Here is an 18845-nt window from a genome sequence, read left to right on the forward strand (position 1 = left end):
TAAGTTCGAATCAACGTCTGGCCAGGGCCAGAACCTGAAAAATCAACCCGATGGCGATACCCGCCAACAGAGCCAGAGGAGGCAGCCGCCACAGGGCAAAGCCCAGCGACAACGCCGCAAATACCAACACCCACTTCAGCACCATCGCCAGCACCAACCGCACCATGGCGATACCGGCTGCCTGGATGCCGCCACCGAGCGCGGTGCGTGCCGCCACCCAACCACCCAGCACCGTCGCAAACCCGGTCAATGCCAGACCGGCAGAGTAACGGGGACCGACCAACAGCAACCCCAGACTGGTTATAGCTACGGCGGCAAGCGGATATACCGCAGCGCGCAGCATCAACCGCCGACCCGCGTCAACGGAGTTCAGCACTACGGTTACCTTACGTGTGAATGAGTGGGAAGCGCAGTTGCGCCTCGTCGAGCCGCGAAAGTATAGCAATGGGACAAATTGCGAGACAACCGGCAAAGGTCATTCGTTGTTGCGATGCACAATGTGGCGACGGCGGCGCCGGGTGGGAACTTTGCCACAAACCGACGGTCATAACCGGCGAGGCCTGCACATCCTCGTCGAAAGGTCGCGCCGCAGGCCGCGTCTGGGGGCCCCGGGAAACCGGGGCTCCTGCTTTTTACGCATTTTGTCGCACCCTGACACTTTCCCATCCGCGGTCCAATCCGCTGCGGGGCACGACCGCTCGCTTCGCCAGCGCGCGGAACGAGCATTGGCCCGGCGACATCGAGAAGTCACTGCGCAGTCTGCGCAGTCGAACGTACCGCAGGGTATGCACTGCCGCACACTTTGGGCCCATCGCGACCCGCAGCGTTTTCAGGGCTGGACAGCGGCGGCGCCTGTGCCTGCTGGCGTTGCGGACCGTTTTGTCCGATTGCTATGTGCACCTTCACGGGCATGCGACGGGTTCTTCACTTTTGGACGACGCCGCCTTATCGAACATGCGCCGCACTGGCTCAACGGCCTGACCATTCCAAGAATTCGGAGCTCCCCATGAAACACCTTCTCGCACTGGCGATCCCGTGCGTTCTGGCCGTCGGCTATGTCGCGCCCGCACACGCCGAAGATACCGACGACCGCTTCCAGCTTCGCCTCGGTGCGATGAACGTCGACAACGACAACACCATCCGTGGCAACACGCTGGTGGCTGGCAACAACGTGTCGGTCAACGAAGACTTCAAGCTCGGCGGCAAGGAATGGGAGCCGCGCGTGGATGGCGTGTTCCGCATCAGCACCCGTCAGCGCCTGATCTTCGATTACTTCAAGTACGACAAGGACCGCCGCGAGACCCTGACCCAGGATCTGAGCGCCGGTGGCGTGACCGTGCCGACCGGCAGCTTCATCAAGGGCGAGCTGAAGTACCAGGTTGCGACCCTGGTGTACGACTACTCGGTGATCGACACCCCCGAATTCAGCCTCGGCCTGCAGATCGGTGCCGAGTACGCCAAGGTCGAAGCCAATGCGTATGCCGATCTGGGCAGCGTGTTCTCCGGTGACGTGCTGGACGAAAGCGAAGACGGCGCCGCGCCGGTGGTGGGTATCCGCTTTACCGCACGCCCAAGCGAGCATTGGCTGTTCAACGTGCAGGGCCAGTACCTCAACACCAGCTGGGGCGACTTCGGCGACTACGACGGTGACCTGAGCCGCGCCAACGCGATGGCCGAATACCGCTTCACCAAGAACTTCGGCATCTTCGCCGGCTACGACTGGTTCAAGCTCGACGTCGACCAGCGCGGCAGCGACGGCCTGATCGGCCTGAAGCAGGAGTTCAAGGGTCCGGTCGCAGGCGTGACGTTCGCGTTCTGATTCTTTCCGGTCCCGGGACCCGGGATTCGAAAAGCAGCCTTATGCAGAACCCCGCAGCGATGCGGGGTTCTGTCGTTTTACGGATGCATGGCAAGTAACCGACGCTGCTGCAATCCATGGCAGCAGCGGACACACGCTCAGGGCGGCTTGGTCGCACCCGCGACCAACAGATGCCGGTGCGTGGTGCAGTAGCACTCGTCGTGCCAACCATAGTGGGGATCGGTGCAGATCGTATGCTGCACCGTTGCCGGCAGCGACGCCACGTCGCTGCGCAAGTCGCGCTTCAGCGAGACGAACACCGAGCCCGGATGTGGCCAGTCGGTTCGCTGCGGCGGCTCGGCGATACGGTTGCCACTGGCCAGTTCGCGCTGCAGCAGCGCCTGCAGTTCAGGACACAGATTGCCCTGCCCCATGACGACCTCCATGCGTCGACTCACCACCGCAACGACCGCACCACACATGGCGGCGCGGCCGTGAACGGCGCTTACTTCTTCTTGGGGATGTACAGGTCGGTGATGGTGCCGTCGTAGACCTCGGCCGCCATGCCGACCGATTCGCTCAGGGTCGGATGCGCATGGATGGTGTGGCCGATGTCTTCGGCTTCGGCGCCCATCTCGATGGCCAGGCCGATTTCGGCCAGCAGGTCACCGGCATGCACGCCGACGATGGCACCACCGATCACGCGGTGGGTCTCTTCGTCGAAGATCAGCTTGGTGAAGCCCTCGGTGCGGCCGATGCCGATTGCGCGGCCGCTGGCGGCCCACGGGAACTTGGCCACGCCGACCTTCAGGCCCTTGGCCTTGGCTTCGGTTTCGGTGACGCCGACCCAGGCGATTTCCGGGTTGGTGTAGGCCACCGACGGAATCACCCGCGCCACCCATTCCTTCTTCTCGCCGGCAGCCACTTCGGCGGCCAGCTTGCCTTCGTGGGTGGCCTTGTGCGCCAGCATCGGGTTACCGACGATGTCGCCGATGGCGAAGATGTGCGGCACGTTGGTGCGCATCTGCCGGTCGACCGGAATGAAGCCGCGCTCGGTGATGGTGACGCCGGCCTTCTCTGCGCCGATCTTCTTGCCGTTGGGCGTACGGCCCACGGCGACCAGCACGCGATCGTAGGCGGTGGCCTGCAGACCCGGCTTTTCGCCTTCTACCGCCGCTTCGAACGACACGGTGATGCCGCTGGTGTCGGCCTTGACGTCGGTAGCCTTGGTCTTGAGATGGACCTCCACGCCCTGCTTCTTCAGGCGGTCGGCCAGCGGCTTGACCAGGTCCTTGTCGGCGCCCGGCATCAGCTGGTCCATGAACTCGACCACGGTGACCTTGCTGCCGAGCGCGCTGTACACCGTGGCCATCTCCAGGCCGATGATGCCGCCGCCGACCACCAGCAGGGTCTTGGGAATGTCGTGCAGCTCCAGCGCGTCGGTGGAGTCCATCACGCGCTTGTCGTCCCAGGGGAAGTTGGGCAGCTTCACCGCCTGCGAGCCGGCCGCGATGATGCAGTGCTCGAAACGCAGCAGCTGGGTGGTGCCGTCGTCGCCGACGATCTCCAGCTCGTTGGGCGAGACGAAGCTGGCCACGCCGGTGACGGTGCGTACCTTGCGCTGCTTGGCCATGCTGGCCAGGCCGCCGGTGAGCTTGCCGACCACTTTTTCCTTGTACTCGCGCAGCTTGTCCAGGGTGATCCTGGGCTGGCCGAAGTCCACGCCAAAGTCGCCGGCATGGGCGACCTCGTCGATCACCGCCGCCGCATGCAGCAGCGCCTTGGACGGAATGCAGCCCACATTGAGGCAGACACCGCCGAGGCTGGCGTAGCGTTCGATCAGCACCGTGTCCAGACCCAGGTCGGCCGCGCGGAACGCGGCGGTGTAACCACCGGGGCCGGCGCCGAGCACCACCATCTTGCATTCGATATCGGCGGGCTTGCCGCTGGCCAGCGCCGGCTTGGGCGCTGCCGGCTCGACCGGAGCGCGATGCGACGGCGTCACCGGCGGCTTGCTGCCCGGAGCGGCGGCAGGCGCTGCAGCGGCCGGGGCCGCCTTGGTGTCGGCCTTGGCAGGCGCTGCCGGCGCGGCGGCTTCGCCTTCGGTCTCCAGCAGCAGCACGACCGCACCTTCGGAAAGGTTGTCGCCCACCTTGACCTTGAGTTCCTTGACCACACCGGCGGCCGAGGACGGCACTTCCAGCGTGGCCTTGTCCGATTCCAGTGTCACCAGGCCCTGGTCCTTGGCCACGCTGTCGCCCACGGCGACCAGCACTTCGATGACGGGGACATCGCTGTAATCGCCGATGTCGGGAACCTTGATTTCAATGACCGCCATTTGCTTCTCCTGTGGCTCAACCGGCCGTGCCGGCAAGCGTCTGCTGAAGTTCATCCAGCGACGATTCGATTTGGGTCCAGCGCTTGTCGCGCTTCTTTTCCTTGCCGTCGCTGGCTTCGATCAGCAGCGCGGCCTGTTGCAGCAGCAGCTCGCCGGCACCGCAGTTCGGGCGCGTGCCGCTGTAGCGCACGCCCTCCACCTGGAACGACACCACCTCGCCCTCGGTCACCGGCGCAGTACGGCCGGTCGGCGCCAGCTGGGTGAGCGCGGCGGTCCAGTTGCTGACCAGGCGCCTGGCCAGGGCCGCCGGAATCGGGATCTCGACCGTTTCCGGGGTCTGTTCGGTACGGAACTGCACGCTGCCGCGATCGGCCTGACTGACCCAGCTGTAGACGCGCTCGTCGGCGCGGCTGTGCCGCAGGGTCCAGTCGGCGCCGTCCTTGCCCGGCACCAGCGACACGCCGCTCTCCACCCCACGTGTGGGCAGGGTCAGCAACGACAAGGCCGGCTTGCTGGCGCCATCGAGCAGCGTGGTCACCGCAGTGCCGTAGTTGCCCACTGCCGGCGGCCAGCCGCGCCCGAGCGTGCTGTCGCACTCGCGCGCCGCGGCACAGGTCCACGGCAACGCACCAAGCAGGGCGATCGTCAGCAGCGCAGGCTTCACAGCAGGACGCGACGCATGTCGGCCAGCACCTGGCTGAGGTAGGTGGTGAAGCGGGCCGCCAGCGCGCCGTCGATGACGCGGTGGTCGTAGCTCAGCGACAACGGCAGCATCAGCTTGGGCGAGAAGTCCTTGCCGTTCCAGACCGGCTGCATCGCCGACTTGGACACGCCCAGGATCGCCACTTCCGGCGCATTGATGATGGGCGTGAACGCGGTGCCGCCGATGCCGCCGAGCGAGCTGATCGAGAAGCAGCCGCCGCTCATGTCGGCCGGGCCCAGCTTGCCGTCGCGCGCCTTCTTGGCCAGCTCGCCGCTTTCCTGGGCGATCTGCAACACGCCCTTCTTGTCGACGTCGCGGATCACCGGCACCACCAGGCCGTTCGGCGTATCGGCCGCAAACCCGATGTGGAAGTACTTCTTCAGGGTGAGGTTTTCACCGGCCGCATCCAGCGAGGCGTTGAACTCGGGGAACTTCTTCAGCGCTGCGGCGCTGGCCTTGACCAGGAAGGCGAGCATGGTGAGCTTGATGCCGGCCTTCTCGTTTTCCTTGTTGAGGGCAACGCGCAGGGCTTCCAGGTCGGTGATGTCGGCCGATTCGAACTGGGTGACGTGCGGGATCATGGCCCAGTTGCGCGCCAGGTTGGCACCGGAAATCTTCTTGATGCGCGACAGCGGCTGGGTTTCGGTTTCGCCGAACTTGCTGAAGTCCACCTTCGGCCAGGCCAGCAGGTTCAGGCCGTTGCCACCACCGGCCGGTGCGGCACCGGCTGCGGCAGGTGCGCCGCCGCTGAGTGCGGCCTTGACGAAGCGCTGCACGTCCTCACGGGTGATGCGGCCGCCCTTTTCGCTGCCCTTGATCTGGCCCAGGTCCACGCCGAGTTCACGTGCAAACACGCGCACCACCGGGCTGGCATACGGCACCTTGGAGGGCAGCACGCTGTCGGCATCGAAGGTCACCGGCGGGCTGCTCGGGTTGCCGGCCGACTGGCCGCCCTGCGCGGCACCGGCCGGCTGCGACGGGCCGCCGGAACGGGCACCCTGCACCTGCGCGATTTCGCGCTGGGCCAGCTTGTCCGGCTCGGCAGAGACGGCGACCGGCTCGACCTTGCCCGCCGTCTCGGCGGTGTCGGTGGCGGGCTTTGCCGGGGACTGCGCCGCACCGGCGCCGCCATCGCTGGCGGCGATGATCGCCACCACATTGCCCTGCGACAGGGTGTCGCCGACCTTGACCTTGAGCTCCTTCACCACGCCCGCGGCCGAGGACGGCACTTCCATCGTGGCCTTGTCCGACTCCAGCGTGACCAGGCTCTGGTCCTTGGCAACGGTGTCGCCCACGGCGACCAGCACTTCGATCACCGGAATGTCGGTGTAGTCGCCGATGTCGGGGACGGTGGCCTCGATCAGGCCGCCTTCCGAACCGGCCGCCGGTGCAGCCGGCTCGGCCTTGGCGGCAGGTGCCGGCGCCGCAGCGGGCGCGGCCTTGGCGGGCGCGGCGGCGGGGGCCGGCTTGGCGGCGGTATCTGCGCCGGCATCGGCCACTTCGATCAACGCCACCAGGGCGCCCTGCGACAGCGAATCGCCGACCTTGACCTTGATCTCCTTGACCACGCCGGCCACCGACGAGGGTACTTCCATCGTGGCCTTGTCCGATTCCAGCGTGACCAGGCTCTGGTCCTTGCTGACCGTATCGCCGACGGACACCAGCACCTCGATTACCGGGACGTCGCTGTAGTCACCGATATCGGGGACAAGTGCTTCCTTGATTTCGGCCATACGGGGAACTCCGGCAACAGATGGGGAAACCCCTATTGTGGCCGGCTGCGGGCCGCAGCGCCAACCATTGCCGCGGAAAAAATCGCGCGCCCGGCAGGATGCAGCGTCCGCGCGCGCACCTGTACGCTCATTTCGACATGCGCAGATCCACCCGCAACAGCTGCAGTGGCTCGCCCGAGGGCAAACGATACGCCAGCGCATTGTCCAGCGCATCGAGGGCGTCGAACCGTGTGCACAGCTGCTGCGCGCGAGGCCGCAATGCACGCACCTGCGGCTCGACCATGCGCTCGATGCGCGCTTGCAGGCCATCGAGCGAGCGCAGCTGCGCGTCGTTTCCGGTCAGTGCCGACTGCATCCGCGGCGAGCACATCGCCGATCAGCTGGCAGCAGCTCGGCAACCAGCGCACCGATCTCCTGGCGATATCGATGGGCGTGAGCTGGCGCTTGCTGAAGCTTTGCGTCAATCGCAGGTCCAGCTTCTCGCTCCCCGTGTGCTGCCTGCACTGTCCCGCCGCTGCCTCCGCTGCACCTGTGCCAGAGGCTGGCGTGACTGATGGCGACAGCCGCCGTACCTGCGCGGTCTGTGTGTTGCACCGATTGCACACCAGCGGCGATACGCTGACGAGTGGCTTACTTCAACGCATCACGCACGGGCTGCCATGCCTGACACAGGCGAGGCAATGACCAGGCAGCATTGGCCGGGCTGGTGGAAGGCAAGGCCAGCATCGGCACCGCGCGCGCCTGTTCCGGGAGCAGCGGGTGCACATGCCGCTGCCAGGCCTTGGCGGCGGCAGCGCCGTTGCAGGCCACCAGCCGCAGTTGCGGCAACGTGGACAGCAACGTGGGCAGCGGGTTGATCACAATGCTGTCGGCAACGATGGCGGTGTCCAGGCTGCCGGGGCGCACGCACTGGCCGATCACGTCCCACAGACCGAGCCCGCCGTGGAGCAGTGCCTGCATGCGCAAGGCATAGGGAACGGCCGCATTGATGCCCAACAGGGCATGCATGACAGGCCAGAACCGATTACGCGGATGCGCGTAGTAGCGACTAGCATCCAGCGAGGCGATGCCGGGCATCGAGCCGAGCACCAGTACGCGACAATCGTTACGAACGTGCGCTGGCAAGCCCTCACATGTGCCGTTTTTCGTCACGGCACTCGCATCTGCGTGAATGTCTTTTTCTGCCTGCATCGTGCAACCACGGCCTTCTTGGGAACGTTCCTGAACAAACGAAATTTTAGCGAGCCGCAGGTGGGCGTGGATTCAGATTTTTAGGAATAGTTTTGGCGCGGCCCACTCCACGGGCCTAACAACAAGACGAGGAGATCCTCATGCGTTCCATTTCCATCCTGAGCCTGGCTGCTGTATCTGCACTTGCGATTGCACCGTCCGCGTTCGCGCAGGACACCACCTATTCCAGTGACACCTCCTCGACTTCTTCTACTGCTGAAACTGCCTCCGGCAAGCATTGGGCCGTGGTCGGCGGCGTGGCACTGCTGAACCCGAAGAACGATCCGGCTCCGGGCCTGGACGTCGATGGCGGCCCGGCACCGACGCTGAGCGCCAGCTACTACATCAACGACAACTGGGCCGTTGAACTGTGGGGCGCTGCCGACAAGTTCAACCACCGCGTCAACGCCGATGGCGTGGGCAAGGTCGGTACCGTCGAGCAGCAGCCGATCGCCATCAGCGGCCAGTACCACTTCGGCGAAGCCGACAACGTGTTCCGTCCGTTCGTGGGCGTGGGCTACTACGAGTCGAACTTCAGCAACGAGAAGATCGACGCGGCCTCGCCGAACGGCCAGCACGTCGGCGTGGATACCGCCAAGGGCGTGATCGGCACCGTCGGTGTGGACATGAACATCAACTCCACCTGGTTCGCACGCGCCGACGCCCGCTACATGCGTTCGCGTCCGGAACTGCGCGTCGGTGGCCAGGGCACCGGCAGCGAGCTGGAACTGGATCCGTGGACCGTTGGCTTCGGCATCGGCGCGCGCTTCTAAGCACGCACCTGCCGTACGCGACGTGTCAGTTGACGAAAGACGGGCCGCAAGGCCCGTTTTTTGTGCGCGTCGATTGCGCGTTGCGCGGGTTGCGGTACCTGCCCTGCGCGTTGGCTTGGCCGGTGGCGACATCGAGGTGCCCAGGCAGTGACTGGTGCGCAGCTCGCCCCTCAGCGCACGGGCGATGACCCTGGCCACCGCAACACCGCAGCAGCGTTGATCGTCGCGCAGGCAGTTGAGCGTGGCGCTGCCTTCAACGCCAGTAGACGCTGCCGCGCAGGCGCGCGGTGCGCCACCGCCACCACAGCAGGCCGGCATAGGCCAGCGCGTAGCCGAGCAGCACGCCGGCTGCGCCGAGCAGGCTGGCGTGGCTGAGCCAGCCGTCCACCGGCCACGCGGCGCCCTGCCAGGTACTGCGCCAGCCCTGCACCATCCCGGCGATCACCCGCACCACCACCAGCGCCGTCAAGCCCAGCACCAGCCACAGATTCGGTCGATAGAACAGGCCCTGCGCGGTGCGCTCGAAGCGGGTCAGGCGCAAGGCCAGCACGCCCAGCGCCAGCCCGCAGGCCCATCCGAACGCGGCATGGCTGATCGCGCCGGGCCAGAACGCGGCGGCGATCAGGGTAAACACCACGAACAGCGCGCTGGATAGTCCGGCCGAAACCAGGTTGATCATCAGCAGCCAGCCCCGTGCCTGCCGGCGTGCGGTACCGACCCGGAAGCGCTGCAGCAGCGACAACGGCAACAACACTGCGAACACCGCCAACGCAATGATCACGGCCAGTGGAATGGCAAGCAGCAGGGGCATCGAAGGCACGGCCTGGACAAAGGAGCCGACCACGCTACTACGCCTGCGTCAGGTGCGCGTGTTCGCCCTGCCAGCCGATGTGTGGCTGCGCCCGCATGTGGGCAGACGCAGGCATGGTGCGTGTTGCTCAGAACGCAGGCAGTACCGCGCCCTTGTACTTCTGCTCGATGAAGGCCTTCACTTCCGGGCTGGTCAGCGCCTTGGCCAGTTTCTGCACGCGCGGATCGTCCTTGTTGTCCGCTCGCGCCACCAGGAAGTTGACGTAGGGCGACTCCTTGCTTTCGATCGCCAGGGCATCGCGGGTCGGATTGAGCCCGGCATCCAGCGCGTAGTTGGTGTTGATCAGCGCCAGGTCGACCTGATCCAGCACGCGCGGCAGCATTGCCGAATCCAGCTCGCGGAATTTGAGCTGCTTGGGGTTGTCGACGATATCCCGCTGGGTCGACAGCGCATTGCTCGGGTCCTTGAGTTTGATCACGCCGGCCTTGTCGAGCAGGATCAGCGCGCGGCTGTTGTTGCTGGGGTCGTTGGGGATCACCACATCGGCGCCGGTGGGCAGGTCGGCCAGCGCCTTGAAGCGGCGCGAGTACGCACCGAACGGCTCGATATGTACGCCGACCACGGTCACCAGCTGGCTCTTGCGGTCGCGGTTGTACGCGTCCAGGTAGGGCTCGGTCTGGAAATAATTGACGTCGATCTGCTTCTGCACGACCTGGTCGTTGGGCTGCACGTAATCGTTGAACACGCGCACGTCCAGTGTCAGGCCCTGCTTGGCCAGCAGCGGTTCGACCACTTCCAGGATCTCGGCATGCGGCACCGCCGTGGCCGCCACGGTGAGGGTGTCGCCGCCACTGCTGCCGCCGGTGCCACCGCAGGACGCCAACGCCAGCGTGGCCGCAGCCAGGAGGGAACGAAACGCGAATGTGCTCATGTAGGGATCCGTGGGAGGAGGAGTGCGGAAAGGCCGCAGGCGTTAAACCTAGCAGACCGTGGCGGCGGCGGCGATGCAGCGCGCCGCCGCAACGCACGGCGCACGACGCCATCACGACGCCATGCAGACAGGCGCGCGGATTGCTCCACCGCGGCCAGCGCGGCCATGGCCAGGGCGCACGACCAGCGTCCGCCGCCCCGCCCCTGCCTTGCGCGGCTCAGCGCCGACTGTAGTGCGCCACCAGGCGGTCGCCCAGCATCTGCAGCAGCTGCACCAGCACCAGCAGGGCGATGACGGTGATCAGCGCCACATCCGCATGCGAGCGCATGTAGCCCTCGCGGTAGGCCACATCGCCCAGGCCGCCGGAACCGATCGCACCGCCCATGGCCGTGAAGCCGATCAGCGCGATGGTGGTGACGGTGGCGCCGGCGATCAGGCCGGGGCGCGCTTCGGGCAGCAGCACCCGCAGCACCAGCTGGCGGGTGGTGGCGCCCATCGCCTGGCTGGCTTCGATGATGCCGCGGTCCACCTCGCGCAGTGCGGTTTCCACCAGGCGCGCATAGAACGGCGCGGCACCGACCACCAGCGGCAGGATCGCACCGCGCACGCCCAGCGAGGTGCCCATCAGCATCAGCGTGAGCGGAATCATCGCGATCATCAGGATGATGAAAGGCACCGAGCGCAGCAGGTTGATCACCAGCGCCAGCGCGCCGTACAGCACCGGACGGCGGCGCAGCTGCGGCGCGCCGCACAGAAACAGCGCCACGCCCAGCGGCAGGCCGATCAGCAAGGTCAGCGGCAACGCGCCGGCCAGCATCAGCAAGGTGTCCAGGGTCGCCTGCCCGATGTCGCCCCACTTGGCGGCATCGAGATTGCGGAAGAAGCCGCCGGCAGCGGCAACGATCGGGTTCATACGCGCAGATCCTCCACATGCACGCCGGCGGCGACGAAGCCGGCGCGTGCAGCGTTCTGGTCGCCGCCGGTCAGCGCGACGACGAGCTGACCGTAGGGGGTGTCTTTAATGCGATCCACGCGCCCGGACAGGATGTTGTAGTCCACCCCGGTCTCGCGGGCGATGCGGCCCAGCACGGGTTCATAGGTGCCGTTGCCCAGGAAGGTGAGCCGCACGATGCGCCCGCCGACCGCGGCGAAATCGCGGTGCAGTTCGGCTTCGTCCACATGTTCGGCTTCGGACACGAAGCGCCGGGTGGTGGCGTGTTTGGGGTGCAAAAAGACCTCGGTGACCGGACCGGTTTCCACCAGATGGCCCGCATCCAGCACGGCCACGCGGTCGCAGACGCGGCGGATCACGTCCATTTCGTGGGTGATCAGCACGATGGTCAGGCCCAGCTCGCGGTTGATCTGCGCCAGCAGCTGCAGCACCGATGCGGTGGTCTGCGGGTCCAGTGCGCTGGTGGCCTCGTCGCACAGCAGGATCTGCGGCCGGGTGGCCAGCGCGCGCGCAATGCCGACGCGCTGCTTCTGTCCGCCGGACAGTTGTGCCGGATACTTGTTGGCGTGGTCCTGCAGGCCCACCCGGGCCAACAGCTCGGCCACCCGCGCATTGATCTCCGCGCGCGGCGTGCCGGCCAGTTCCAGCGGAAAGGCCACGTTGCCGGCCACGGTGCGTGAGGACAGCAGATTGAAGTGCTGGAAGATCATGCCGATGCGCCGGCGCAGGGCGCGCAGGCCCTGGCTGTCCAGCGCGGTGACGTCTTCGTCGCCGATCAGCAGGCGGCCGCCGCTAGGTTCTTCCAGCCGGTTGATCAGCCGGATCAGGGTGGATTTGCCGGCACCGGAATGGCCGATGATGCCGAACACCTCGCCGGGGCCGATCCGCAGATCGAGCGGATGCAGCGCCACGATGTGGCGACCGTCAACGGAATAGGACTTGTGCAGGCGCTGAAACTGGATCACCGCGCGTGGCCGATTGGGGGGTCGTGAAGCCTAACAGTCAATGTTCACTGCCGGGAGTCGGGATTGGGGATTGGGGATTGGCAAAAGCAACCGGCGCCCCGTTGTTGCCAATCCCGAATGCCAAATCGCGGCCGCTCGGGATTGGGATTGGGGATTGGGGATTCGCAAAGGCAACCGGCGCCCTGCCGTTGCCAATCCCGAATGCCGAATCCCGAATCCCCCACTACGGCCTATCCAGCGGCGGCAGCCTGTCGGCCTGCCGTATCCGCTCCCGCCGCAACAAATACAGCCCGCTGGCGACGATGATGCCGGCGCCGGTCCAGGTCCAGCCGTCGGGCAGGGTCTGCCACAGCAGCCAGTCCCAGCCGATCACCCAGACCAGGCCGGTGTATTCCAGCGGTGCGATCATCGAGGCTTCGCCACGCAGGAAGGCCTGGGTCAGCGCGATCTGCCCCAGCGCCCCGGCCAGGCCCATGCCGGCGATCAGCCAGCCCTGGCGCGGCTGCAGCGGCACCCAGTCGGGGATGGCCAGCAGCCCGGCGCCGATCGCCATGAACAGCAGAAACCACACCACCATCGCCTGCGGGGTGTCGGTGCGGGTCAGCAGGCTCACCGTGACCGCGGCGATGGCATAGGCGGTGGCCGCCAGCAGTACCATCAGGCCAGGCAGCGAGATCAGCCCGTCCACGCCCGGGCGCAGCACCACGATCACCCCGACCAGGCCGATGCCGATCGCCGTCCAGCGCCGCGGCCCGACGTGTTCGCCCAGCAGCGGCACCGACAACGCCGCCACCAGCAATGGCGCCACGAAGTACAGCGTGTAGGCGGTGGACAGCGGCATGCGCTTCAGGCCGTAGACGAAGCAGCCGATCATCACCATGCCCAGCACCCCGCGCAGCAGATGCAGGCCCCAGCGCACCGGCACGATCGAGCGCGGCCCGGCCGTGGCGAACACCCACACCAGCACGAACGGCAACGAGGCCGCGCCCCGCAGCAAGGTGACCTGCAATGGCGGGTAATGGGCCGACAGCAGCTTCATTCCCGCATCCATCAGCGAGAAGCAGGCCACGGCGGCCACCATCCAGGCGATGGCGGGGAGCGGAGAACGGGTGGTGGGCATGGCCGCATTATCGCCGCCGCGCCCCATCGACCGCCACGCGCCGGTGACGGGCAGCCCGGTGCGATGCCCTAGAATGGCCGCTGTTTTCAGACAGCAGGAGCTTTGCATGCCTTCCTTCGACGTGGTGTCCGAAGTCGACAAGCACGAACTGACCAATGCGGTGGACCAGGCCAACCGTGAACTGGACACGCGTTTCGACTTCAAGGGAGTCGAGGCCAGGTTCGAGCTGGAAGACGGCAAGGTGATCAACCAGTCCGCACCCAGCGATTTCCAGGTCAAGCAGATGACCGACATCCTGCGCGCGCGGCTGCTGGCCCGCGGCATCGACATCCGCTGCCTGGAGTTTGGCGATGTGGAAACCAACCTGGCCGGCGCGCGGCAGAAGGTCACCGTCAAGCAGGGCATCGAGCAGAAGCAGGCCAAGCAGCTGGTGGCCAAGTTGAAGGAGGCCAAGCTGAAGGTCGAAGCGCAGATCAATGGCGACAAGCTGCGCGTGACCGGCAAGAAGCGCGACGACCTGCAGGACGCCATCGCACTGCTGAAAAAGGCCGATTTCGAGCTGCCGCTGCAGTTCGACAACTTCCGCGACTGAGCGCGGCGGGCATGCCGGTGAACGCGTCGAGCCGCCAGGCCATGCCCATGGTTGACGTCGGTCGCGTGACGGCGCACCGCCCCTGCCCGCCGCAGGCAGCGTGCGGCAACGCACGCTGCATCGGGCCGCTGGTCTGGTAGCCCGATGCGCGCGCTGCTCGGCCGTCTGTTGAATCGCCTGCGCGTCGCCCCACAGACGGGCGCGGCTGTCGCGAGCGGGGGGCAGGCCGCCGCCGTCCAGGCACAGCCCCGCATCGAAGCCGGCTCCACGCTGCATGCCATGGCCGGCCTGGACCCGGTGGCGGCGGCGTCCTTTGCCGATGCCTTCGCAGTGGAGATCGACCATGCCATCGCACGCTGCACGCTCGGCCAGGCCGCCACCAGCCAGCAGCAGGCGCTGGAGCAGATCCATGCGTTGAAGAACACGATCTCGCTGACCGGCTCGCAGCAACTGCTCAGGGCCTGCGACCAGCTGCGCCGCGACGTGGAGCGCGACGCCCTGAGCGACACGCTTGCGCACCGCTTCACCGCGGTGGCGACCGCCGCTGGTCTACTGGTCAGGCACTACCGGCGCACCCTTCCCCTCGACGACGCGGAACCTCATGCGTAGTACTTCCCACCGCGCTGCGCCCGGCCTGATTCCGGCGGCCAGGCAATTGCGCAACGACAGGCTCGTGCAGCTGCTCGAGTCGTTCCTGGAATACCGGGCCTGCGTGGGCCGCGTGATCGTGCAGACCATCGTGATGCTGTGGTGCCTGGGCTGGCTGTACGGTCCGCAGCCGGTACTGGTGAAAGACGCGCACAACGTCTTTCTCACCGCGGTGCTGCTGTGGGTGGTGGCGGTGGCATGGATGGTGGTGGTGCGCAGCAAACGCATTGCGCCGGGCGAATGGATGGATGCCTTCGGCTTTGCGATGAGCCTGCTGTTCATCGGCATCCAGACCTCGCAGGCCTTCATCCTGCTGATGTCGTTGAACGCATTCCTGCCCTTCATCACCATCGCTGCCGTAGCGCGCTACGGGCAGCGCGCGATGGTCCCGGTGCTGCTGAGCACCTTCGTGCTGATGCTGCTGACCGCGCCCACCGGCTACTGGCTGTCGCGGCCTGCGTACTTTGTGTATGCGGTGGCGCTCAGCATGGTGCTGCCGTTCCTGGTGGCCCGCATCGTGATTGCGATGCAGGAAGTGGCGCTGCAGGCGCTGGCCTCGCGCGATGCGCAAAGCCGCTTCATCAGCACCATGAACCACGAGCTGCGCACGCCGTTGAATGCGGTCATCAATTGCGCGCAGCTGATCGACACCCAGCGCATGCCGGCCGACCAGCGCGACCTGATGCAGGCGGTGACGGTCAACGCCACGGCGCTGCGCCATCGCGTCAACGAGGTGCTGGACGTGGCCAGCATCGACGGTGGACGGCTGCAGCTGCACAGCAAGCCAGTGAGCCTGCTGGACGTGCTGACAACGGTCAAGGCGGTGTGCGCGACCGCCGCGTCCACCAAGGGCGTGTCGCTGGGCGTGCGCCTGGAGGCTGCGCAGCCGCCGCACGTGCTGGGCGACGAGGGCCGCATCGAGCAGGTGATCAGCAACCTCGTCATCAACGCGATCAAGTTCACTCCCACCGGCGGCGCGGTCGAGCTGCTGGTAGAGGCCACCCTGGCGCACGCGCGCTGGACCATCGAGGTGACCGTCACCGATACCGGCATCGGCGTGCCCGACGACAAGAAGGCCTACATCTTCACGCCGTTCACCCAGCTCAGCACTGGCTTCAATCGCGTCGAGGGCGGTGTGGGGCTGGGCTTGTACATCGCCTTGTCGGTGTCCGATGCGATGGGCGGCAGCCTGACGGTGAGCGACAACCCCGCCGGTGGCAGTATCTTCCGCTGGATCTTCGAATTGCCTGCCACCGCCGCCGAGGGCAGCCGCACGCTGGACCTGCGCGATGCGCTGGCGCAACACGCACAGACGGTGCCATCGTTGCACTGCCTGGTGTTCGAGGACCTGGATACCAACCGCCTGGTGATCGGCAACCTGCTGACCCGCGCCGGGCATCGCGTGAGTTTCCATGTCGATGGCACCGATGCGGTGCAACGCATCGCACAGGCCGCACCCGACATCGTGTTTCTGGATCTGCACATGCCCGGCACCTCCGGCTGGGATGCGCTGGGGCAGGCAAGCGATGCGATCGCCACGCTGCCGCCGATTATCGTGCTGACTGCCGACACGCGTACCGACTCCATGCGGGAGGCGTCCGCTGCCGGCGTGGCCGGATACCTGTCCAAACCGATCAACGCGCACGAACTGCTCGCGCTGCTTGCCCGCCATGCCCACCGACCACCGCACTGAACTGAAACCGGGGAATGCGGCCCGCCGGCACTGGCGCACCGCCGCGCAGGCGCGCACGCCGCTGGCGCTGCTCTACCTGCACGGGTTTTCCGCAAGCCCGGGCGAAGCCGGCACGCTACCCGAGCAGATGGCCGATGCGCTGCAGGCCAACTGCTACGTGCATCGCTGGCCCCGGCACGGGCACAGCGCAGCGGAAGCGATGCACGGGCTCACCACAGCGGCGTTGCAGGCTTCGGCGGTGGAGGCGCTTGCGCAGGCGCAGCGCATGGGCGAGCGGGTGGCGATCGTGGGCTCGTCGATGGGCGGCACGCTGGGCCTGTGGCTGGCTGCACAGCATCCGGCGCACATCGCGGCCGTGGTCGCCTGGTCGCCCGGCGTGCAGCCTGCCAACCCGGGATTTCTCGACCGGCTATGCGCTGCGGAGGTGCCGGTGACCGACCCGTACCCGCGCACGGCGGCGGCACTGGCGTATTGGTCAGACACCATCCACCCGGACGGTTTTCGTGCATTGCGCGGCCTGTTCCACGCGGTGACCGCTGCGCCGCCGTGGCCGCAGGTGCGCTGCCCGGTGTTGCTTGGCTATTACCGCGCGCCCAACGGCGACGAAGATCAGATCGCCTCGGTGCCGGCAATGCTGGCCATGTTCGAGGCGCTGGGCACGCCGCCTTCGCACAAGCAGGCGATGGCGTTCGATGCGGGTGCGCATGCAATCGGGTCGCCGCACAAGACGCCGCTGGCCGCCCACGTCGCACAGGTGTCGGTGGAATTTCTGCGTACGCAGGTGGGCGCACCTCCCGGCGATGCGAGGCATGGCGAGCCCAGCAGCGCAAGCAAGCCCTGAGCTTCGCGCATGCGCTGGAGCATTGCCGCCCGCAGCGCCGCTTGCGTCTGCCGGGTCATTCGCCGTGGATGGATGCGCCGCTGCGCCCACAGCGATCGCATACACTGGCGCGCCATCACGCCGCCGCCACGATGACCACCACGCCTGCCCCGACCGATCCGTTGACCGCCACGCGCACGTGGATCGAACGCGCAGTGATCGGCCTGAACCTGTGCCCGTTCGCCAAGGCGGTATACGTCAAGGAGCAGGTGCGGCTGGTGCTCAGCGATGCCAGCACGCCCGAGGCGTTGCTGGAGCAACTGGCCGAGGAGCTGGTGCTGCTGCGCGATACGCCGGCCGAGCAGATCGACACCACGCTGATCGTGCACCCGGACGTGCTCACCGATTTCCTGGACTACAACGACTTTCTCGACAACGCCGACGCGGCGGTGGAAGCGCTGGACCTGCAAGGTGTCCTGCAGGTTGCCAGCTTCCACCCCGACTACCAGTTTGCAGGCGCCGCGCCGGACGATGTGGCCAATTACACCAACCGCTCGCCCTTCCCCACCCTGCACCTGCTGCGCGAAGACAGCGTGGAGCGTGCGGTCGCCGCGTTCCCGGATCCGGACGTCATCGTCGAGCGCAACATCCAGACGCTGGAGCGGCTGGGCCACGCTGGCTGGGAACGCGTCTTGAACGGCGCCGAGCACTGAGCCTGCAACGCGCCGCGCGCGCCGGCGTGCAGCAGAGCCGAGCGCGCGCGGTGCCGTTCGGCAAGTGTTGAGCGCAAGGCCGGCGCTAGCGCATCGTGCGCGCCGTTGCACGCGGTGTTGCTACGACGCTGACAGCGTGCGCGCTACAGTGCCGCCTTCTTTTGCACGGTGCGCATGCCATGGCCCTGACTCCCGGCGTTTCCGCATGGAACCCTTCCCCCCTGCAGGACCGCGTGGTCGTGATCACCGGCGGTGCGCAAGGCATTGGGCGCGGCATTGCGCAGGCAGTGCTCGGTGCCGGCGGCACGGTGGTGATCGGCGATCTCGACGCCGATGCCGGAAAGGCCTGCCTGCAGGAGTGGGCGCTGCCGCGACGCAGCGCCTTCGTGCGCTGCGATGCCGCGCGCGAGACGCAGGCGGCGCGCTTGATCGCCACCGCGCTCAAACGCTTCGGCAGGCTCGATGGCCTGGTCAACAACGCCGGCGTCCCCGATCCGCACATCGCGCCCTTGCCGCAGTTGGCATGGGACGAGTGGAACCGGCGTCTTGCGAGTCTGCACGGCGCGTTTGTGTGCAGCAAACAGGCGCTGCCCGCGTTGGCCCAGGCCGAGGGCGGCGGCGCGATCGTCAACATCGCCTCTACCCGCGCCTGGCAGTCGGAACCACATAGCGAGGCCTATGCCGCCGCCAAGGGTGGCCTGGTCGCCTTTACCCATGCGCTGGCGCTGAGCGAGGGCCCGCAGGTGCGCGTCAACAGCATCAGCCCGGGCTGGATCAGTACCGATGCCTGGCGCGCACCGCAGCGCCGACGTGCGCCCAAGCTGTCGCGACGCGACCATGCGCAGCATCCGGCCGGACGCGTGGGAACTCCGGAAGATATCGCGCAGCTGGCGGTGTACCTGCTGTCGCCGCCGCTGTCCGGGTTTGTCACCGGGCAGGATTTCGTCGTCGACGGCGGTATGTCGCGCAAGATGCAGTACGTGTGAGGGCGTACCGTTCGTGTCGCCTGGCATCGAGCGCTGCGG

19 protein-coding genes and 1 pseudogene are annotated in these 18845 nt (G+C 66.9%); 8 read left to right on the forward strand and 12 right to left on the reverse strand.

Annotated elements, in window-relative coordinates:
- Positions 1–10: 10 nt before the first annotated feature.
- On the reverse strand, positions 11–376 hold the full coding sequence (locus OZ10_RS06945; protein ID WP_074059361.1) for a hypothetical protein: 366 nt from the start codon (positions 374–376) through the stop codon (positions 11–13).
- 630 nt (positions 377–1006) lie between these two features.
- On the opposite strand from OZ10_RS06945, the gene OZ10_RS06950 reads away from it, so the two are divergent.
- A complete protein-coding gene (locus OZ10_RS06950) occupies positions 1007–1819 on the forward strand; it encodes a porin family protein (protein ID WP_039409218.1) in 813 nt (270 codons plus the stop codon).
- Between the two features lie 137 nt (positions 1820–1956).
- Here the strand turns inward: OZ10_RS06950 and OZ10_RS06955 are convergent, their stop codons facing one another.
- The 6 genes and pseudogenes from OZ10_RS06955 to OZ10_RS06980 all read right to left on the reverse strand — a co-directional run bounded on the left by OZ10_RS06955 (position 1957) and on the right by OZ10_RS06980 (position 7763).
- Positions 1957–2244, reverse strand: coding sequence for a hypothetical protein (locus OZ10_RS06955; RefSeq protein ID WP_039564289.1), 288 nt, complete (start codon positions 2242–2244; stop codon positions 1957–1959).
- A 59-nt stretch (positions 2245–2303) separates the two neighbouring features.
- Positions 2304–4136, reverse strand: coding sequence for a dihydrolipoyl dehydrogenase (lpdA, locus tag OZ10_RS06960; protein WP_039564290.1), 1833 nt, complete (start codon positions 4134–4136; stop codon positions 2304–2306).
- A gap of 16 nt (positions 4137–4152) precedes the next feature.
- Entirely contained in the window at positions 4153–4800 is a 648-nt protein-coding gene (locus OZ10_RS06965; protein ID WP_039409224.1) for a hypothetical protein, read from the reverse strand.
- Positions 4797–6572, reverse strand: a complete 1776-nt coding sequence (locus OZ10_RS06970; protein ID WP_039564291.1) for a dihydrolipoyllysine-residue acetyltransferase — start codon at positions 6570–6572, stop codon at positions 4797–4799. The genes OZ10_RS06965 and OZ10_RS06970 overlap by 4 nt, the downstream gene beginning before the upstream one ends.
- Before the next feature lie 127 nt (positions 6573–6699).
- Positions 6700–7105 (reverse strand): annotated as a pseudogene (locus tag OZ10_RS06975) (DUF2884 family protein); the annotation flags it as partial.
- A gap of 97 nt (positions 7106–7202) precedes the next feature.
- A complete protein-coding gene (locus tag OZ10_RS06980) occupies positions 7203–7763 on the reverse strand; it encodes a DNA-deoxyinosine glycosylase (RefSeq protein WP_039564293.1) in 561 nt (186 codons plus the stop codon).
- Positions 7764–7903: 140 nt separating this feature from the next.
- On the opposite strand from OZ10_RS06980, the gene OZ10_RS06985 reads away from it, so the two are divergent.
- Complete coding sequence (locus OZ10_RS06985) at positions 7904–8575, forward strand: OmpW/AlkL family protein (RefSeq protein WP_039409230.1); 672 nt, start codon at positions 7904–7906, stop codon at positions 8573–8575.
- 253 nt (positions 8576–8828) lie between these two features.
- Here the strand turns inward: OZ10_RS06985 and OZ10_RS06990 are convergent, their stop codons facing one another.
- The 5 genes from OZ10_RS06990 to OZ10_RS07010 form a co-directional block, all read right to left on the reverse strand.
- Positions 8829–9386 (reverse strand): CcdC protein domain-containing protein, encoded by a 558-nt coding sequence (locus tag OZ10_RS06990; protein WP_039564294.1) that lies wholly within the window; start codon positions 9384–9386, stop codon positions 8829–8831.
- A gap of 127 nt (positions 9387–9513) precedes the next feature.
- Positions 9514–10317 carry a MetQ/NlpA family ABC transporter substrate-binding protein gene (locus OZ10_RS06995; protein ID WP_039409234.1) on the reverse strand — a complete coding sequence of 268 codons (804 nt, stop codon included), beginning with the start codon at positions 10315–10317 and terminating at the stop codon, positions 9514–9516.
- A 217-nt stretch (positions 10318–10534) separates the two neighbouring features.
- Positions 10535–11230: a methionine ABC transporter permease gene (locus OZ10_RS07000; protein WP_039564295.1), complete on the reverse strand. Its 696-nt coding sequence runs from the start codon at positions 11228–11230 to the stop codon at positions 10535–10537.
- Positions 11227–12234, reverse strand: coding sequence for a methionine ABC transporter ATP-binding protein (locus tag OZ10_RS07005; RefSeq protein ID WP_039564296.1), 1008 nt, complete (start codon positions 12232–12234; stop codon positions 11227–11229). The genes OZ10_RS07000 and OZ10_RS07005 overlap by 4 nt, the downstream gene beginning before the upstream one ends.
- 223 nt (positions 12235–12457) lie before the next feature.
- Positions 12458–13354, reverse strand: coding sequence for a DMT family transporter (locus OZ10_RS07010; protein WP_039564309.1), 897 nt, complete (start codon positions 13352–13354; stop codon positions 12458–12460).
- A gap of 106 nt (positions 13355–13460) precedes the next feature.
- On the opposite strand from OZ10_RS07010, the gene OZ10_RS07015 reads away from it, so the two are divergent.
- From OZ10_RS07015 to OZ10_RS07040, 6 genes are all read left to right on the forward strand, one after another.
- Positions 13461–13946 (forward strand): YajQ family cyclic di-GMP-binding protein, encoded by a 486-nt coding sequence (locus OZ10_RS07015; protein WP_039409242.1) that lies wholly within the window; start codon positions 13461–13463, stop codon positions 13944–13946.
- 144 nt (positions 13947–14090) lie between these two features.
- Positions 14091–14555 carry a hypothetical protein gene (locus OZ10_RS07020; RefSeq protein ID WP_039409244.1) on the forward strand — a complete coding sequence of 155 codons (465 nt, stop codon included), beginning with the start codon at positions 14091–14093 and terminating at the stop codon, positions 14553–14555.
- Positions 14548–16287 carry an ATP-binding response regulator gene (locus OZ10_RS07025; protein WP_039564297.1) on the forward strand — a complete coding sequence of 580 codons (1740 nt, stop codon included), beginning with the start codon at positions 14548–14550 and terminating at the stop codon, positions 16285–16287. Before OZ10_RS07020 ends, OZ10_RS07025 begins: the two co-directional genes overlap by 8 nt.
- On the forward strand, positions 16265–17128 hold the full coding sequence (locus OZ10_RS07030) for an alpha/beta hydrolase (RefSeq protein ID WP_039564298.1): 864 nt from the start codon (positions 16265–16267) through the stop codon (positions 17126–17128). The genes OZ10_RS07025 and OZ10_RS07030 overlap by 23 nt, the downstream gene beginning before the upstream one ends.
- A gap of 131 nt (positions 17129–17259) precedes the next feature.
- Positions 17260–17820 (forward strand): DUF1415 domain-containing protein, encoded by a 561-nt coding sequence (locus OZ10_RS07035; RefSeq protein WP_039415418.1) that lies wholly within the window; start codon positions 17260–17262, stop codon positions 17818–17820.
- 179 nt (positions 17821–17999) lie between these two features.
- Positions 18000–18806 (forward strand): SDR family oxidoreductase, encoded by an 807-nt coding sequence (locus OZ10_RS07040; RefSeq protein ID WP_039564301.1) that lies wholly within the window; start codon positions 18000–18002, stop codon positions 18804–18806.
- The last annotated feature ends 39 nt before the right edge of the window (positions 18807–18845 follow it).

Origin of the sequence: Xanthomonas cannabis pv. cannabis (genome assembly GCF_000802365.1) — a bacterium.
Taxonomy (GTDB): domain Bacteria; phylum Pseudomonadota; class Gammaproteobacteria; order Xanthomonadales; family Xanthomonadaceae; genus Xanthomonas; species Xanthomonas cannabis.

Coding starts and splice junctions, on each gene's coding strand:
- OZ10_RS06950 (WP_039409218.1), top strand. CDS start 1,007: ATGAAACACCTTCTCGCACTGGCGATCCCGTGCGTTCTGGCCGTCGGC.
- OZ10_RS06955 (WP_039564289.1), bottom strand. CDS start 2,244: ATGGAGGTCGTCATGGGGCAGGGCAATCTGTGTCCTGAACTGCAGGCG.
- lpdA (WP_039564290.1), bottom strand. CDS start 4,136: ATGGCGGTCATTGAAATCAAGGTTCCCGACATCGGCGATTACAGCGAT.
- OZ10_RS06970 (WP_039564291.1), bottom strand. CDS start 6,572: ATGGCCGAAATCAAGGAAGCACTTGTCCCCGATATCGGTGACTACAGC.
- OZ10_RS06980 (WP_039564293.1), bottom strand. CDS start 7,763: ATGCAGGCAGAAAAAGACATTCACGCAGATGCGAGTGCCGTGACGAAA.
- OZ10_RS06985 (WP_039409230.1), top strand. CDS start 7,904: ATGCGTTCCATTTCCATCCTGAGCCTGGCTGCTGTATCTGCACTTGCG.
- OZ10_RS06990 (WP_039564294.1), bottom strand. CDS start 9,386: ATGCCCCTGCTGCTTGCCATTCCACTGGCCGTGATCATTGCGTTGGCG.
- OZ10_RS06995 (WP_039409234.1), bottom strand. CDS start 10,317: ATGAGCACATTCGCGTTTCGTTCCCTCCTGGCTGCGGCCACGCTGGCG.
- OZ10_RS07000 (WP_039564295.1), bottom strand. CDS start 11,230: ATGAACCCGATCGTTGCCGCTGCCGGCGGCTTCTTCCGCAATCTCGAT.
- OZ10_RS07010 (WP_039564309.1), bottom strand. CDS start 13,354: ATGCCCACCACCCGTTCTCCGCTCCCCGCCATCGCCTGGATGGTGGCC.
- OZ10_RS07015 (WP_039409242.1), top strand. CDS start 13,461: ATGCCTTCCTTCGACGTGGTGTCCGAAGTCGACAAGCACGAACTGACC.
- OZ10_RS07020 (WP_039409244.1), top strand. CDS start 14,091: ATGCGCGCGCTGCTCGGCCGTCTGTTGAATCGCCTGCGCGTCGCCCCA.
- OZ10_RS07025 (WP_039564297.1), top strand. CDS start 14,548: ATGCGTAGTACTTCCCACCGCGCTGCGCCCGGCCTGATTCCGGCGGCC.
- OZ10_RS07030 (WP_039564298.1), top strand. CDS start 16,265: ATGCCCACCGACCACCGCACTGAACTGAAACCGGGGAATGCGGCCCGC.
- OZ10_RS07035 (WP_039415418.1), top strand. CDS start 17,260: ATGACCACCACGCCTGCCCCGACCGATCCGTTGACCGCCACGCGCACG.
- OZ10_RS07040 (WP_039564301.1), top strand. CDS start 18,000: ATGGCCCTGACTCCCGGCGTTTCCGCATGGAACCCTTCCCCCCTGCAG.